Below are 14,555 nucleotides of genomic sequence, written 5' to 3'. Positions count from 1 at the left end.
GCTCCTTCCACGGTTTGTCAGAGATGTGCCCCTCACAAGAGTATTCCAGGTTTTGCATTGGCTCGAACAGGAAATGTATATAGTATGGAACCCTGCCGGACCGAACACAAGTAACCACCTATGAGGCATGGCCTGGAAAGGAGTCAAACTGTTGAAGTCAGTCAGCAAGAAAGACAGCCTGTTTGAAGCGAGCCGTTCACTTCCTGAGCAGCACGAGGGATACCTGAAGATGAACCAAGAGCAGGAGTTGGTTGCACAGCCAATCATTGAGGAGGACGAGGTAAATAAGTTTAACCGAATCATATACGATTCTGTTCATCGAGATTATGCCGTTACCGTACGGTCTTGGGTACCGGTATCCATTCGACCGGATCTCGGGGAAATCAAGTCTGTGTGGGGGCGGATCAAGAGGATCGATGCCACCAACCAGCAGATCAAGATCGTAAACGATGAAGGAACCGAGTGGATCGATATGAACCGAATTGTAGCGATTTGGAAAAATTCAATAGAAGGCTAATACTAAGCTACTCCTTACCCCTGCTGCGGCGGGGGTTTCGATTTGAGGACAAAACATTTTTATCATGTATACTTAGCGAGAGGATGCGCTACTGTTCCGGATAATGCTCACCTTCTCCTCTGAACAGCTGCCGAACTTTGGTGTACTGGCGCACAGAGAGATGGGGAAGTACGATTGCCAGCTGCCCAGTGGGGAGCATCGGGAAATCCGTAGGGTCTTCAACGGCATGGGGGATGTCCATCCCTTCTAGAGCTTGAGTGTAATCAGCGGCATCATCCCATGACACAGGGTAGTATATTGACTTGTTGTCCACTTTTTCACACTCCTTTACAGCTAGTATGTCCAGGTTAGGGAGGGGAATACAAAACAAAGCTCCTGTTGGCCTTGGTAGACCTCAGGAGCTTTGTTTTGTATTCACAAACATCCTATCCTTGTTGTGTTTACTCGATGTCGATTACATCGAAATCGTCGCCGCCGCCCAATTCTGCTCCCGGAAAGACGAGATCCAGTTCATCTCCGTTTTCATCAATCTCGGTATATCCGTTTGCTTCAAAGTCGCCAGCGGTCAGCTCGTGAAGGGCGTCAAATAAAGAGCCTTCATCGACAACCTCCAGGATGGTTGCGCCGGTTGCATCATCCGATACGTAGATCGTTTCTCCAAAACCGGCATCAGTAATCTCTTCAAGAGCTTGTTCAAAGTTCTTAACAAACGAGGTGATCGAGTAATAGCGATCTACCTCCCCATTGATGTAGAAACCTTGCTGAGGCGCTGCCCAAGCGGGGGTAGAGAAACTTCCCAAAAGTGCCGTGGCTGCCAATGTGAGTGCCCACTTTTTCATTCGTTTCATCTTGCGTTTTCCTCCAATCGTCTCTTTATTCTATTACGGTGTGATCGTAAAAGTCATCCGAATGGACTGCTTCAGCTTTTCGCCGGAGCGCGATACAACACGATCGGTGATGATGAGATCATAACGCTGTCCATTCAGGAAACCCCCAGCTGGTTCCTCTACGATAATCGATTTGTTGTCCGCGCCGATTGTCACCGTTTGATCGAGCACTTGTCCTGTTTCATCTACAACATACACAGTTTCGTTCGTCACGCTGTCCGGGTCTACTTCATCATTGAAGCGGATCGTCCAGGTTTTGCTCGCAGATACGTTGGTTTGCGACGGCCATTCCAGATAATTGTCTGCATCGGCAACTGCCACAGATGCTGTTGCCGTTTTGCCTTCGTACTCTACGGTAACGACGGTTGTACCGCTCCCTACGGCAGTTACCTTCCCGTCAGCTACGGTGGCCACTTGCTCGTTACTAGACATCCACGCACCCAAATCGTTGATGAGCTCTTCCGAACCGTCAGAATAGATAGCGGCAGCATCCAGTTGGATGGAATCACCTGTCGTCAGTGTTAATTCAGATGCAGAGAGCTGCAATGCCGAGACAGTCTTTTCAACAGCGTCAGTAAACATGCCGTTGGTTGCGATCGCGTACGGTTGAGGTCCCCACGGAATGTTGTAGCCGCTTACCGTTACCGTGTAGAGACCTGGCTCAGGATTGACGATATACGTCTGTTCCACATTGTTTACATTGTCCGTCTCATCGCCGGGTGAGCCGTTAAAGTCATTCCCGTTGTACACCTGACCGCTTGGCGATACTACAACAAGGTTCACGTCGTTAACCAACTGACGGTCAGCGAGGACGGATCCGGGATAATCGGTCCATGCCAGTGTGGTCACAAACAGGTTGTCCGATTCGCTTACTTCGATTGTATACGACTTGCTGTCACCTGTTTCCAGCGCATCAGACTCATCGATGAAGTCGGTCTCGATCGCATTTACCAGATTGGCCCGCCCATATCCTTGTTGGGGAAGCGGCAGCGACAGATCGTCAGCGCCGGTGAGCAGCATCGTCTTGATCAGGGCACTGCTCGGATTATTGTGTCCCTCTTCTTCCAGAAACTGACGAACCTGTGCTACGCCGCCGGCCAGAATCGGGGTGGCCATACTAGTGCCGCTCAGGTATGCATAGTGGTCATTGTATGGAAGGTGAAAACCATCATCGGTGGCGAGAGCAGAACGTGTCGACAAAATCATGCTGCCCGGTACGACGATGTCCGGCTTGATCCGCTCGTCTTGGGTTGGTCCCATGCTGCTAAATATAGCGACATCATCCGCATCATCGGCGTATGAGCTGTCGCCGTACGCTTGCGAGCTCTCATTTGGACGTACACTTTCCGACGCTCCAACCGCAATCACGTTTTTCGCCGTTGCTGGAGAGCCGATCGAATAGAATCCCTCTTGCCCGGTGTTGCCTGCAGCAACCAGGATCGTCATATCTTTGTTTTCCCAAAGGTACGTATCCATAAAATAGGAATCGCTGCCATAGGCCCCCATGTCATCGGTACCCCATGAGTCGGAGTGGATGCGCGCTCCCGCATCATAAGCCTGATCTAGAATCTCTGGCAGATTGTTTAATCCAGTTAGATAGCCATCCTTATCTGCAACGGAGTGAAACACCAGTTGGGCATCTACAGCCATCCCTGTAATCTGCCCGCTGGAATAGGCACCGCTGCCCACGATGGAACCTGCTACATGTGTTCCGTGTCCGTCCCCATCGCTGGGATCACCGGGACGGCCAACGCCGTAGAGCGCGCGCACTTGTCCGACAAAGTCGGGGTGGATGTTGTCGAGATCACCCGTGTCCAATCCGGTGTCGGCTGCACCAATAATCTGCCCTTCGCCGGTATATCCTGTGCTGGCTAAATTGTCAGAATGGATAATCTTCGCGGCCATGTCGTTACGCAATTTGCGCTCCGGCACCGGCTCGATTGCGATCACATCGTCCGAGAGAAGCAAGTCTTGCAATGCTTGGCCGCTGACGGTGATTTGGGAGACACTTTTTAATTCAGACTGGTCAAGCTCACTCGCTTGTGGCACCAGTTTGCGAATCTTGGGAGCGATGTTTTCCTCCCTGTCAAAGCCGAAGACTGCAACCTTTACTTCATCCGAATCGTCCAAATGATCGAGCAGCTTGGGTGACAACTTGTAAGATGGTTTAAAAGGGTGCACCTCTTCTACAAAGGATAGCTCCTTTAGCTCACGCTTGCTCTTGTTGTCGTCCAATCTGGCAATAAAGGCGAAGTCGGGTATGTAGTGGGCCAACTCGACGCCCAGGTCTTCCACTTCTTCTTTCCACTCCTCCTGAACGGGTCCCGCAAACTGGATTATCACCAGTTTGCTACTGGATTCCATTTGACGAAGCTCGTTTGGCAGAGATGCTGATCTCAGAGACAGTTCCTGCCGTGCCTCGATCTTGAGGCCCTCCCGGTCGTGCTTGGGAGCAGCATGCGCGGGTGTCAATAAACCACCGGTGATCAATGGAAGCGTTAAAGCACTGATGACTGCGATACGGGCAAGCTTTTTCAAGTAGAAACCGCCTTTCACTTGTAAATATGCTGTCTTATTATGAAAAAGAAAAGGACAAGCCAAATAATTCCCCATTTAAATATACTTCTGAACAGTTCCAGTTAACAAGTAAAGATTCCAATACAAACCAAGGCAATCACAGGAGGTTCCTCCCGGCCTGAAATACCGGACACAATCTCTATCTTGTTGCTTGTTCAGGCGGCTGTTGAATCCTTTTTGCTTCTGATTCGTATACATGAGAAGAATCATTTTACACACAAAGGAGAGATTGACTGATGAGATATATGATGGCGATCATCATGCTCTGTTTTCCTCTCGTCCTAACTGGATGTGCCGAATTCACCCAGTCGGTACAAGATGCCCAGCAGGCAGTGGAAGCTGGCAAACAAGTGATCGAGACCGGCAAAGAGGCGGTAGAGTTGGGGAAACAAGTAGTGGAGACCGGTAAACAACTGGCGCAAACGGAAATCGCCCAGGAACTGCAAACTTACCTTCAGGAGAAGTACGAGACCTCTCAGGCACTACGTGACTCCATGTTTTCTGGTGACGGTCAACTGGTTGTACAAGAGTTGCAGAACACCGAGTTGGCCGAGTTCAGTTTTTACCAGTCCGATTTGCTAGGAATTGAATACAAAGGGAAACTGACGGCGGATGGAACGTTTCAAGTACTGAAGTACCAGCTGGCTGATCCACAAGCGGAACCGGAAGTGGTTACAGAGTTTAACGTAGTCCTGAACTCGAATGGAGACATTCAGGTAGAGCAGCCGCAGCAGGAGGGCGCAAGCGAGCCGCAGCCATGAACGAGGAAGCCTGAACTAGAAGCAAACAGGACCATTCTATTACGTTATTTCTCAAAAAACACATTTTCCCTGTAACAAAATGTATATCATATACGTCATGAATTGTAGAGAGATAGGCGGAAAAGGGGGTAATGGGTGATGGCAAGGCGGATGAGTGTCCTTACATGGGCCGCGGTACTGTTGGGCATTAGTCTGTTGACTGGCTGTGACTTGCAGAAACAAGGGTTGCTGGAGGATGGATCACTGCCAACCCTGCATGCTTCCGCTGGAAATGCGGATGATACCCCCCCGACGCAAGAGAAGCAACAAGAGAAGCAACAAGAGAAGCAACAAGTGAAGCAGTCGCAGCAGCAAACAAATGCAACGGATGGGAAGTCTATTCATACGACGACATACCGGCTGAAGATTCCTGATGGTCTAGAGGTACAGCATGATCCAGGCGACGTTGTTTATCTGATGCGTGATGGCCGAATGATCGGCGGCATCAATGTGTACAGCTTCTATTCCGAACATCAGGATATCTCGTTGATCTTGCCGAAAAACAGTAAGATGGTGCGGTCGCAACCGATGGAACATGGTAACGGAAAAGCGGTTCGTTACGTCTTGGAGCGCCCTCAGTCAGACGGAGCGGATGGAACAACCATCCTCGAGTCCCACACTTACTTTCTGCATAGGCCACTCGCGTATGATGTTTGGGTAGTAGAGGGTGAACTGTCAGAAGATGCATACAGTTCCATGCTAAAAAGCTTTCACCTGCTTCATTCCTCGGAAGTCGCGGGAGGCGGCGAGGAGGATATATAGGATACCAAGGCACCTGAGTGCACGTCACTTGGAGCACCAATGGACTATGGAGTGGATCTATATAATAAGGAAAAAACAGTCTGTTGCTCATCGTCTGCAGGCTGTTTTTGCTTTTTGGAAAATGAATCGTCTTATGTTATAGTGGAGTTCAGTGGCAGCAGGCCATACCAATTGGAATCATGGGGAGCGTAATGCAATGTTTTCATTTATGAAGAGTTGGTTAAAAAAAGGGTCAAGCGCCGATGAAGGAGATACGGAGATAAAAGAAGAGTCGGTGTTGTCGGCGGATCAAATCAATCTTGCCGAAACAGGGGAAACGGCGTTGACAGAGGAACCGATGAAGCAGGGGGAAGAGCAGAAGCCCGAAGGGACCGAAGGGACTGCTGTAGAGACCCCGCTCTCCCTGCACCCAGAGTGGGAACAGCAGCTTGATACCAATCAAAAGTATGCTCTCATGTTTATGGCGAGCGAACTTCCGCCGATATCGAGGGGCAACGTATCCTTGGCGGGGATCAAGATTTTTCCCCATGACGAAGGTGTGGAAGTGACGGCTTTTATCCGCAATGGACTGCCCCGGCCGATACGATTTGATCATATGAATCTACTACTATTGTTTGACGATAACAAGCTGTTCGCCCGTCAGACGTTTGACTTGTCGGCGGTAGGGGAGATCCCAGCCAACCACGCACGTCCATGGAGCTTCCTGTTTTTACGGGAACATTTCCTGATCACGGACGTGCTGCTCTCTAACTGGAAACTGGCTTTTGAACTGGCCCAGAAAAAACTGGTGCTGCCCCAGCAGTTAGAGCTGGAAGAGTCGTGGATCAAGGCGCTCAGCGAGGGGCAGAAACAATCCCTCATCCAGCTGGCCAAGCGGCTGCCTCCACTGCAGCCGGGAGAGGTGAACGTCCAGGCCGTTCAGCTTACCAGAGGCGATGATGAATCGCTGCGGGCCTTACTGCTATTCCGCAATGGTTCACCGAAGTCGCTTTCGTTTGAGAAACTGCCGCTCGTATTGTTGGATGCACAGGGGGACAAGGCGGCCGAGGGAATCTTTGAATTGCAAGGGCTCACCGTTCGGACGGGGACGAGCAAGCCTTGGTTGTTCATCTTCCCGCAGCAGAGTCTATGCAAGGATGAACCGGATTTATCTCGTTGGAAAGTAATCGTCCCAAGCAAATCGTAAGCAAATTGACCTGTATTGGCAAAATCTATATCATGAAGATTAAAGGCGCTACCACAATGAGGAGGATACGATGTTCTCGTTTTTAAAAAACTGGATGAAAAAAGGCGAAGATAAACAACGCTCACTTGATGAGTTAAAGCAAGACATACAGGAAGGCACCACCATCTCTGCCGGGGTCGAAGATGCGGAAGGACAGACCGAAGCAGAAGGCGACACCGCGGATCAATCGGTCAAGACGGTGCGCACGGAACTGTCGCTGCATCCGGGATGGGAGGCGGCACTTGACTCGGAAAAAAAGTATACGCTCCGGTTCTTGCAGGCGGAACTGCCGGAGATGGAAGACGGCACCATTGGTGTGACCGGGTTTAGTCTCATTCCCAGCGAAAAAGGTTTGACAGCGGCCATGTTTTTCCGCAATGGGACCAAGCATCCGCTCAAATTTAAAAACCTGACCTTGCTGATCATGTTTGACGATGAGATTTATGCCCGTCACTCATTTGATTTGAATCAGTTGGAGCAGATTCCCCCCTACAGCAGTCGTCCGTGGGAAGTGATGTTCCCGCGCAGCAGTTTTCTAAAGGACAACATTCGCTTTGAGCGGTGGAAAGTAGCTATCGAGCGAAAGCGTGTCTGGCCAAAGCAGTTGGACTTAGACCCGCAGATGGAAGCGCGTATGACGGAAGCGCAAAAAGAGCGTCTGTACATGTTGGCACAGAAGCTGCGTCCGTTGGCCCCTAGAGAAGTGAATGTGGCCGGATTTGATATTGCCAGAGCGGCAGATGGACGGCTGATCGTTGGTCTCTTGTTCCGCAACGGAATGTCGGTTCCCTACAACCCAGAGAAGTTCCATATGGAGATTTTGGATAAAGCGGGTGACCTCGTTGCTTCCGGAACAATTGATGCCAGTACCGTAGAGGTAAAGCCGGGCACCAGTCGGCCGTGGATCGTCGTCATTCCGCCCGGAGCGGTTAAAAAATCAGACGCCGATCTGAGGAGATGGAAGGTTAAAGTTACGTAAACCTATAATCGGAGGGTTATCATATGAGTTGGTTGTTGGAAAACTGGTTTGGCGGCAAAGAGAGCCTCGAACAGGTTCGTGAAGAAATAAAAGATTACGCACAAAAGGAAGTATATCTTGGAGTTTCTGGTCTGGAGAATCCGGAACAATCTTCGAACCGGGTGCCTCCTCAAGAGCTGTTCCTCGCCTTGCATGGGCCTTGGGAAAAGAAGCTGGAAGAGAATGAGGCCGAGTTTCTGCAGTTTGTCCATGATGAATTGCCTCCTGTGGTGCGTGATGAGGTAGGGATTATTTCATTCTTCGCCGCACCTACCACACAGGGATACCTTGTCCTCACCTTTATCCGCAATGCTGGCAAGCGGGATGTCGCCTTTTATAAGCTGCCGCTTTCCCTCGTCAATGCCAGAGGAGAGGTCATGGCCAAGAAGAACTTTGACATGATGAAGTTCGGTACGGTTGGTGATCGGACGAGTCGGGCAGCGGACTTTTTGTTCCGCTGGGAAGAGTTTCGCCAGATACCTGAACAGGGAGAACCGCTCTTTCTCCGATTTGACGCTCCACTGCGCAAAAAAACTACCACAGCTGTCGGACCAACAGATACAATGGACCCGAAAGCGTTGGCTCATTATGAAGAGAGATCAGCTGAGCAGCAAATGTCTGTTGTCCCTGGGGAAGTGAAACTGGATGCACTCGACATCCTCCCCGCTGACGAGGGCAATTGGAAAGTCGTTGTCCTGTTCCGCAATGGTCTTGACAAGCGGCTGGAGTTCACAGAAGTACCGATCCAGATCCGTGATCAGCAGGGAGCAGAGGTTGCAACGATTCGTTTCGGATTGAAAAATCTGCGAGTCGATCCCAACAGCAGTCTCATCTGGGGATTCGACATACCGGCTGAATCGATCAATAAACCAGGAGTAAATCCAGCCGAGTGTACCGCTTATATCCCCGACCCAGAGCCAAAGAAAAGCTTGAGAACCAAGCGCCGTTCGCGAGGAATGATTCAGTAAAGCATTCGTATGTGTGCCCCCGTGGAGAGCGGGGGTTTTTTGATTCTACTAACGTTGCATGTCCATTCTATGGTAAACTAGGGGTATTACCAAACGACAAAGGAGCGACACGAACGGTGAAAAAACAAGTAATGCTGGCATGCCTGGCTAGTGTGCTGACAGGAAGTCTGGCTGCAACGGTCCTTGCTGCCGGGGCAAGCCCCTTTGGTCAATTGGGCGAATACGACAAGGTAAAAGTGATTGTCGATCGCACGCCTGTAGAGGATAAGGGGTTGTTGATCGACGGGAACTTGTACATACCGGTCAATGCGCTTAGGGAAGAAAACAAACTCGCTTATGTATATGACCCTGAAACATATCAGGCTTATCTCTTTTTTGGTGGAACGGCTGCCAATCAGGGAACCAATCCTTCTGCAACAGATCAGTCACCCTCCCCGAGCGAAAGAGAGGTTGCGCTGGGCTTCATGTCCGGCATCCCGTATGAAGCGGACGACTACCACTCCGGCATGATGCGGCAGGACGTGATCAATATCGCCACGCTCGCCAAAGCACTTCTTGATACGTCAGGCGATTGGGAAAACGCCGTCTATTCCAAACTGAACTTCAATCGCAACCCGAATCTCTCCATGCTGAGGCAAAAGTTGGCCTATCGTACCGTTCCGTTTCAGGTTCTCGAAGACAGGATGGAAGCATTGGCCGAGGAGTTGGGTGATCAAATATCAGGCAGATACGAGCGGAAAATGGAAGACGTAATTGATGAGCTAGAAGAGGCTGTCGAGAAAAAAGAGAAGGCGCTCGAATCACTTGAAGATTGGCTGCAAAGTTCCGATGAGGATGATTTGGAAGATTACAGAGATTATGATGAAGAGGCCAAAGAGAGCATTTCCGACGCAATCGAGAAGCTAACCGGAGAGGATCTGGAGGATCCGACCGACCACCATTCCAACAACATCAAGGAAAAAGTGGAAGAATGGTCCCGGAAACAGCAGAAACTAGATTGACAACGTTTTTTGCGCGAGGCTGCAAACAGCTGTGCGCAAAAAGGCACCTCTTTTGCTTCCAACTTTTGATAAAGTTGTGACAAGAAAGGAAGAGGGGACGCGGTTTAGATGGAGAGGCACCTATCACTGAGGAAATGGCTGCTGGGGTGTATCGTATTTGTCCTGATGGTTACCGGTTGGCCCACTGCAAATCGGGTATGGGCCGAATCCCCCAACGATCCATACTATCGCAGCCAGCCTCACTTGAAGCAGATAAAAGCCGATAGGGCGTGGAGCCTTGTCAGAGGTAATACGGCAATTAAGATCGCCGTACTTGATTCTGGTGTGGACCGCAATCACCCGGATCTGAAAGACAATCTGCTGCCCGGCATCAATCTGCTCTCACCGTCGCGCCCGCCTGAAGACGATAACGGTCACGGAACAGCCGTTGCCGGGATCCTGGCGGCCAAAGGAAATAACGGAGCCGGTGGCAGCGGTGTCATGTGGGACGCCCGCATCATTCCGATCAAGGTATTGGATCACCGCGGAGAAGCGCTAGTTGAGAACCTGGCTCATGGAATTAATACAGCAGTGGACCTAGGTGCCAAAGTGATTCTGATGTCTGTCAGCAGTATACAGCATTCTGCACAGTTGGAGCAGGCGGTGAAGCGAGCCGAGGAGCGTGGGGTGGTGCTCGTTGCTGCCGCGGGAAACGAATCCAGTCGAGTCACCTATCCGGCCGGCTACCCGACAGTCATAGCCGTAGGAGCAGTCAATGAAAAAAACCAAGTGATTTATCAGTCCAATACCGGACCAGAACTGAACCTGGTTGCTCCTGGTTGGAGCATCTACACCACCCAGCGGGGCGGTGGCTACTGGTCATTTAAAGGCACATCTGCAGCTGCTCCTCAGGTTGCTGCAGCAGCGGCGATGATCTTGAGCCGTCACCCCCACCTGACACCATTGGAAGTGCGTCAGCTGCTTTATCACACGGCTACAGATCTGGGGAGCAAGGGATGGGACAGACAAACAGGCTACGGTTTGTTGAATGTGGATGCCGCAGTTCGCAGAGGGCTGCCGGCCGACATTAACGAGCCCAACAACAGCAGGCCAGCCGCAGCAGCATTTCCCATTGAGTCGCAGGTCCGCGGTTCGTTGGATCACGCCGATACCGTTGACTGGTACTACACCGATATACCTTATGACGGTAAGCTGTCCGCATCCGTCTGGGTATCATCCTATTCCGTCGCGCCGCTTGCCATTACCTTTTACAATGGAGATCAGACTACCTCCTACTATCCAAGTTCGGGGCACACCTTGCATGTTCCGGTTGAACAGGGGAGAGTGTATATAAAAGTAGAGCGGGGCGGAGGGGCCGGTTCCCTATCCTACTTGCTGACCAGCCGCTTTCAGATTGCAGCTGACCGTTATGAGAACAATGACCAACTGGATGCGGCGCGACCACTGCCGCCAGGGAATCGCGTCAGCATATTGGGCAATTTTCACCGTGCGGGAGATGTCGATTGGTTTTCGTATTACGTGCGTGGTCCGGGCAAGCTAGGTGTGACCGTTACATCGGATACATACCGGATTGATCCTGTCCTGTTCATCGCCAAAGAGAAGGAAAGAGGTGTTGAGATTGACAACAACAGCTCTGTTCCCAATATCGAGCAAGCCAACCTGGATGTCACCACAGGAAAATACTACGTCAGACTAACCGACTACTGGGGAAATCAAGTAAACGGCGAATACCAGTTGGAGGTCATATATACACCAGAGCGACAGGATGAGAATGAGCCAAACGATACCTACAACCGCGCCACCAACCTGGGGAACAGCATGCTGATGACCGGAACGCTGGCTACAGAGCATGATTATGACTGGTTCCAGTTTGTCATCTCCGAAGACACGTATGCGACCATTCGCGCCCCATACATCCCGGTGCGCTCAGGCGTCCATTTCTCGCTTTACAAGGCAGGACCGACACGCAACTATCTACTCGCTTCGGCTACCAATGTGGCAGAACTATCGAGAGCAGGCAGCTACATCTATGCATATAAATTAACTCCCGGGACCTATTATGTTCGACTGAACAGTATGGTACCCTTCCGGTATGACGCCTACCGACTCACCATTACTCGCGAGAGGCTGATTGATGGTTATCGGGATATCAGCAACCACTGGGCTCGCGCTGAGATTGCCCGACTGTCCAAGCGGGGCATCGTCCGTGGATTTGAGGATTCTACGTTCCGGCCCAATCAGACGGTGACGCGCGCAGAATTTGCCACAATGCTGATCCGTACCATGTCGGAGAAGGGGCTGTACACGGGGAATGTCAATGTGAGAAATCCTTTCCGGGATATTAACCGGGCACACTGGGCTCACGAAAATATTATCAAAGCGTACAGCCTCGGTATTTTGGCAGGATACCCTGATCGTACGATTCGCCCCAACCAGCCAGTTACCCGGTCAGAGATGGCGGTCATGGTAGCGCGCGCCAAGGGGTTGTACACCTACAAGCGCAGCCGAAGTTCGTACCGAGATGTTTCGGTCGATTACTGGGCGTCACCAGCAATCGAGTCGCTCACCAGCCTGGGATATGTGAGAGGGATTAGCTACCGGACGTTCCAACCACAGGCCAAAACTCGCCGCGTCGAGGTGGTCGTCCTGTTGACCAAAGCCTTTAACCTGTAGGAGGAGAAGAGATGAAGAAGAACATCAAGGGAATTGTCGCTCTTGCCGCAGTAGGCGTCTTGATTTTTGCCGGGCAAGCGTGGGCTGATTATGCCGGTTCGGCCGGTATTCCCGGCTCGGCGGATGATCCGGTCGTGACGAAAAGTTATGTCGATGAGAAGATTCAACAAGCGCTCGGCGGGGGACAAGCACCCTCGCAACAGCAGTCTGAGCCGCAAGGAAGCAGTCTGGTCGTAGAGGAACTGACGCCGGGAGAGACGTTGTACGGTTTTGAGGGCACGGAATTTATTGTCCGCACAGGCCAAGTAATCGCCGTGCCTGGTCAGAATGGAGATGGTTTGACCGATCTTACGGCTGGTGTCGATCTGCAGGGGGGCGATCCAGTCGGGTTAAATCATCTGCTGTTGATCCCTCGTTCCGATTCCCGTGGACTTCGCTTGGCACCTGATTACGATGGGACAGCCTACGTGATTGTTCGCGGAAAATACGAATCGCGCAGCCAGTAGTCCATTGACACAACTGGAAAAAACGGTTATTCTATTACCCGTAATGGATACTCTTATCCAGAGCAGGCGGAGGGACTGGCCCGATGAAGCCCGGCAACCGTCTCGTACGGTGCTAACCAGCAGAATGGTTGCCATTCTGGCCGATAAGAGGTTAGGGAACGCATACAAAGTACCTTTTCCTCAAAAAGATGGAAAAGGTTTATTTTTTGGACGTGAGAGAAACCCGATTCGGCTAGCCACACTATTCGTATAAAAGTTCAAAAGGAGGTTGGATTATGGCACTGCAAAAAGGTCGTCGTCTCTTTACATCAGAGTCTGTTACAGAAGGGCACCCTGATAAAATCTGCGACCAGATTTCTGACGCGGTCCTGGACGAGATTTTGTCGAAAGATCCCAATGCACGGGTGGCGTGCGAAACGTCGGTCACAACCGGGCTGGTGTTGGTAGCAGGAGAGATTACCACCAATACCTATGTCGACATCCAAAGGTTGGTTCGTGACACGATCCGGGAGATTGGATATGACCGTGCCAAGTTTGGTTTCGATGCCGATACGTGCGGCGTCATTACAGCGATTGGTGAGCAGTCGGCAGATATTGCGCTCGGCGTGGACAAGGCATTGGAAGCACGCGAAGGAAGTATGACAGATGAAGAGATTGAAGCGATTGGTGCCGGCGATCAAGGTCTGATGTTTGGCTTTGCCTGCAATGAGACACCTGAATTGATGCCGCTTCCGATCAGTATGGCCCACCAACTGGCCCGTCGACTCACTGAAGTGCGGAAGAACGGAACCCTTGCCTACCTGCGTCCTGACGGCAAAACACAAGTAACCGTAGAGTACGATGGTGACAAGCCGGTTCGCATCGATACGATTGTCATCTCCACCCAACATGCACCAGAGACCACCCTGGAACAAATCAAGGCTGATCTGATGGAGCACGTGATTAAGCCAGTGGTGCCAGCCGAATTCCTGGATGAGCAAACGAAGTACTTTATCAATCCGACCGGCCGCTTTGTCATCGGCGGGCCGCAGGGAGATGCTGGATTGACCGGCCGCAAGATCATTGTCGATACATACGGTGGCTATGCCCGACACGGCGGAGGTGCTTTCTCGGGGAAAGATCCGACCAAGGTGGATCGCTCCGGTGCGTATGCTGCCCGCTATGTAGCGAAAAACATTGTTGCTGCCGGCCTTGCTGAAAAATGTGAGGTACAGGTCGCTTATGCGATCGGGGTGGCACAGCCAGTTTCGATTGCGATCGATACGTTTGGCACAGGAACGGTGTCTGAATCGGACTTGGTTGCCCTGGTTCGAAAGCACTTTGACCTGCGTCCTGCCGGGATCATCAAGCAGTTGGACCTGCGCCGTCCGATCTACAAGCAGACTGCAGCATATGGGCACTTTGGCCGTAACGACCTACAGGTTCCTTGGGAACAAACAGACAAGGCGGAAGCGCTCAAACAGGATGCTGCCCAGTTGACAAAATAAGAGCGTAATCCATGTCACAAAAGCGCTTGGCTGATCAGCCGGGCGCTTTTTGTGGTTCGCCTTTCCTCTGTTGGATCTTAGTGTATAAAGGATTCTTATTACCTATGTCGAATGATTAGGAGGAATCAAATCGT

The 14,555-nt window shown here is 51.3% G+C and carries 13 protein-coding genes and 1 riboswitch; of the genes, 10 read left to right on the top strand and 3 right to left on the bottom strand.

Annotated features, from left to right (window positions below):
* Positions 1-151: 151 nt before the first annotated feature.
* Positions 152-517: a YolD-like family protein gene (locus tag LOK74_RS18895; RefSeq protein ID WP_230043543.1), complete on the top strand. Its 366-nt coding sequence runs from the start codon at positions 152-154 to the stop codon at positions 515-517.
* Between the two features lie 88 nt (positions 518-605).
* On the opposite strand, the gene LOK74_RS18890 is transcribed toward LOK74_RS18895, so the two are convergent.
* The 3 genes from LOK74_RS18890 to LOK74_RS18880 all read right to left on the bottom strand — a co-directional run bounded on the left by LOK74_RS18890 (position 606) and on the right by LOK74_RS18880 (position 3,942).
* Positions 606-830 (bottom strand): hypothetical protein, encoded by a 225-nt coding sequence (locus LOK74_RS18890; RefSeq protein ID WP_230043542.1) that lies wholly within the window; start codon positions 828-830, stop codon positions 606-608.
* 127 nt (positions 831-957) lie between these two features.
* Positions 958-1,365, bottom strand: a complete 408-nt coding sequence (locus LOK74_RS18885) for a hypothetical protein (RefSeq protein WP_230043541.1) — start codon at positions 1,363-1,365, stop codon at positions 958-960.
* A gap of 33 nt (positions 1,366-1,398) precedes the next feature.
* A complete protein-coding gene (locus tag LOK74_RS18880) occupies positions 1,399-3,942 on the bottom strand; it encodes a S8 family serine peptidase (RefSeq protein ID WP_230043540.1) in 2,544 nt (847 codons plus the stop codon).
* A 275-nt stretch (positions 3,943-4,217) separates the two neighbouring features.
* On the opposite strand from LOK74_RS18880, the gene LOK74_RS18875 reads away from it, so the two are divergent.
* From LOK74_RS18875 to metK, 9 genes are all read left to right on the top strand, one after another.
* Positions 4,218-4,742 (top strand): hypothetical protein, encoded by a 525-nt coding sequence (locus LOK74_RS18875; RefSeq protein ID WP_230043539.1) that lies wholly within the window; start codon positions 4,218-4,220, stop codon positions 4,740-4,742.
* A 138-nt stretch (positions 4,743-4,880) separates the two neighbouring features.
* Positions 4,881-5,543 carry a hypothetical protein gene (locus LOK74_RS18870; protein WP_230043538.1) on the top strand — a complete coding sequence of 221 codons (663 nt, stop codon included), beginning with the start codon at positions 4,881-4,883 and terminating at the stop codon, positions 5,541-5,543.
* 196 nt (positions 5,544-5,739) lie between these two features.
* Positions 5,740-6,729 carry an accessory Sec system S-layer assembly protein gene (locus LOK74_RS18865; protein ID WP_230043537.1) on the top strand — a complete coding sequence of 330 codons (990 nt, stop codon included), beginning with the start codon at positions 5,740-5,742 and terminating at the stop codon, positions 6,727-6,729.
* A gap of 70 nt (positions 6,730-6,799) precedes the next feature.
* Entirely contained in the window at positions 6,800-7,747 is a 948-nt protein-coding gene (locus LOK74_RS18860; RefSeq protein ID WP_230043536.1) for an SLAP domain-containing protein, read from the top strand.
* A 23-nt stretch (positions 7,748-7,770) separates the two neighbouring features.
* On the top strand, positions 7,771-8,754 hold the full coding sequence (locus tag LOK74_RS18855; RefSeq protein WP_230043535.1) for an SLAP domain-containing protein: 984 nt from the start codon (positions 7,771-7,773) through the stop codon (positions 8,752-8,754).
* A 116-nt stretch (positions 8,755-8,870) separates the two neighbouring features.
* Complete coding sequence (locus LOK74_RS18850) at positions 8,871-9,755, top strand: hypothetical protein (protein WP_230043534.1); 885 nt, start codon at positions 8,871-8,873, stop codon at positions 9,753-9,755.
* A gap of 108 nt (positions 9,756-9,863) precedes the next feature.
* Positions 9,864-12,428, top strand: coding sequence for a S8 family peptidase (locus LOK74_RS18845; RefSeq protein WP_230043533.1), 2,565 nt, complete (start codon positions 9,864-9,866; stop codon positions 12,426-12,428).
* A gap of 11 nt (positions 12,429-12,439) precedes the next feature.
* Positions 12,440-12,934: a hypothetical protein gene (locus LOK74_RS18840; RefSeq protein WP_230043532.1), complete on the top strand. Its 495-nt coding sequence runs from the start codon at positions 12,440-12,442 to the stop codon at positions 12,932-12,934.
* A 50-nt stretch (positions 12,935-12,984) separates the two neighbouring features.
* Positions 12,985-13,084, top strand: a riboswitch (SAM riboswitch).
* Positions 13,085-13,215: 131 nt separating this feature from the next.
* Complete coding sequence (gene metK / locus LOK74_RS18835; protein WP_230047061.1) at positions 13,216-14,421, top strand: methionine adenosyltransferase; 1,206 nt, start codon at positions 13,216-13,218, stop codon at positions 14,419-14,421.
* Positions 14,422-14,555 lie beyond the last annotated feature (134 nt).

Origin of the sequence: Brevibacillus humidisoli (assembly GCF_020923435.1) — a bacterium.
Taxonomy (GTDB): Bacteria; Bacillota; Bacilli; order Brevibacillales; family Brevibacillaceae; genus Brevibacillus_E; species Brevibacillus_E humidisoli.
The sequence above is the reverse complement of the archived record's forward strand: the minus strand, read 5'-3'. Positions and strand labels throughout refer to the sequence as shown.

Coding starts and splice junctions, on each gene's coding strand:
- LOK74_RS18885 (WP_230043541.1), bottom strand. CDS start 1,365: ATGAAACGAATGAAAAAGTGGGCACTCACATTGGCAGCCACGGCACTT.
- LOK74_RS18875 (WP_230043539.1), top strand. CDS start 4,218: ATGAGATATATGATGGCGATCATCATGCTCTGTTTTCCTCTCGTCCTA.
- LOK74_RS18870 (WP_230043538.1), top strand. CDS start 4,881: ATGGCAAGGCGGATGAGTGTCCTTACATGGGCCGCGGTACTGTTGGGC.
- LOK74_RS18865 (WP_230043537.1), top strand. CDS start 5,740: ATGTTTTCATTTATGAAGAGTTGGTTAAAAAAAGGGTCAAGCGCCGAT.
- LOK74_RS18860 (WP_230043536.1), top strand. CDS start 6,800: ATGTTCTCGTTTTTAAAAAACTGGATGAAAAAAGGCGAAGATAAACAA.
- LOK74_RS18855 (WP_230043535.1), top strand. CDS start 7,771: ATGAGTTGGTTGTTGGAAAACTGGTTTGGCGGCAAAGAGAGCCTCGAA.
- LOK74_RS18845 (WP_230043533.1), top strand. CDS start 9,864: ATGGAGAGGCACCTATCACTGAGGAAATGGCTGCTGGGGTGTATCGTA.
- LOK74_RS18840 (WP_230043532.1), top strand. CDS start 12,440: ATGAAGAAGAACATCAAGGGAATTGTCGCTCTTGCCGCAGTAGGCGTC.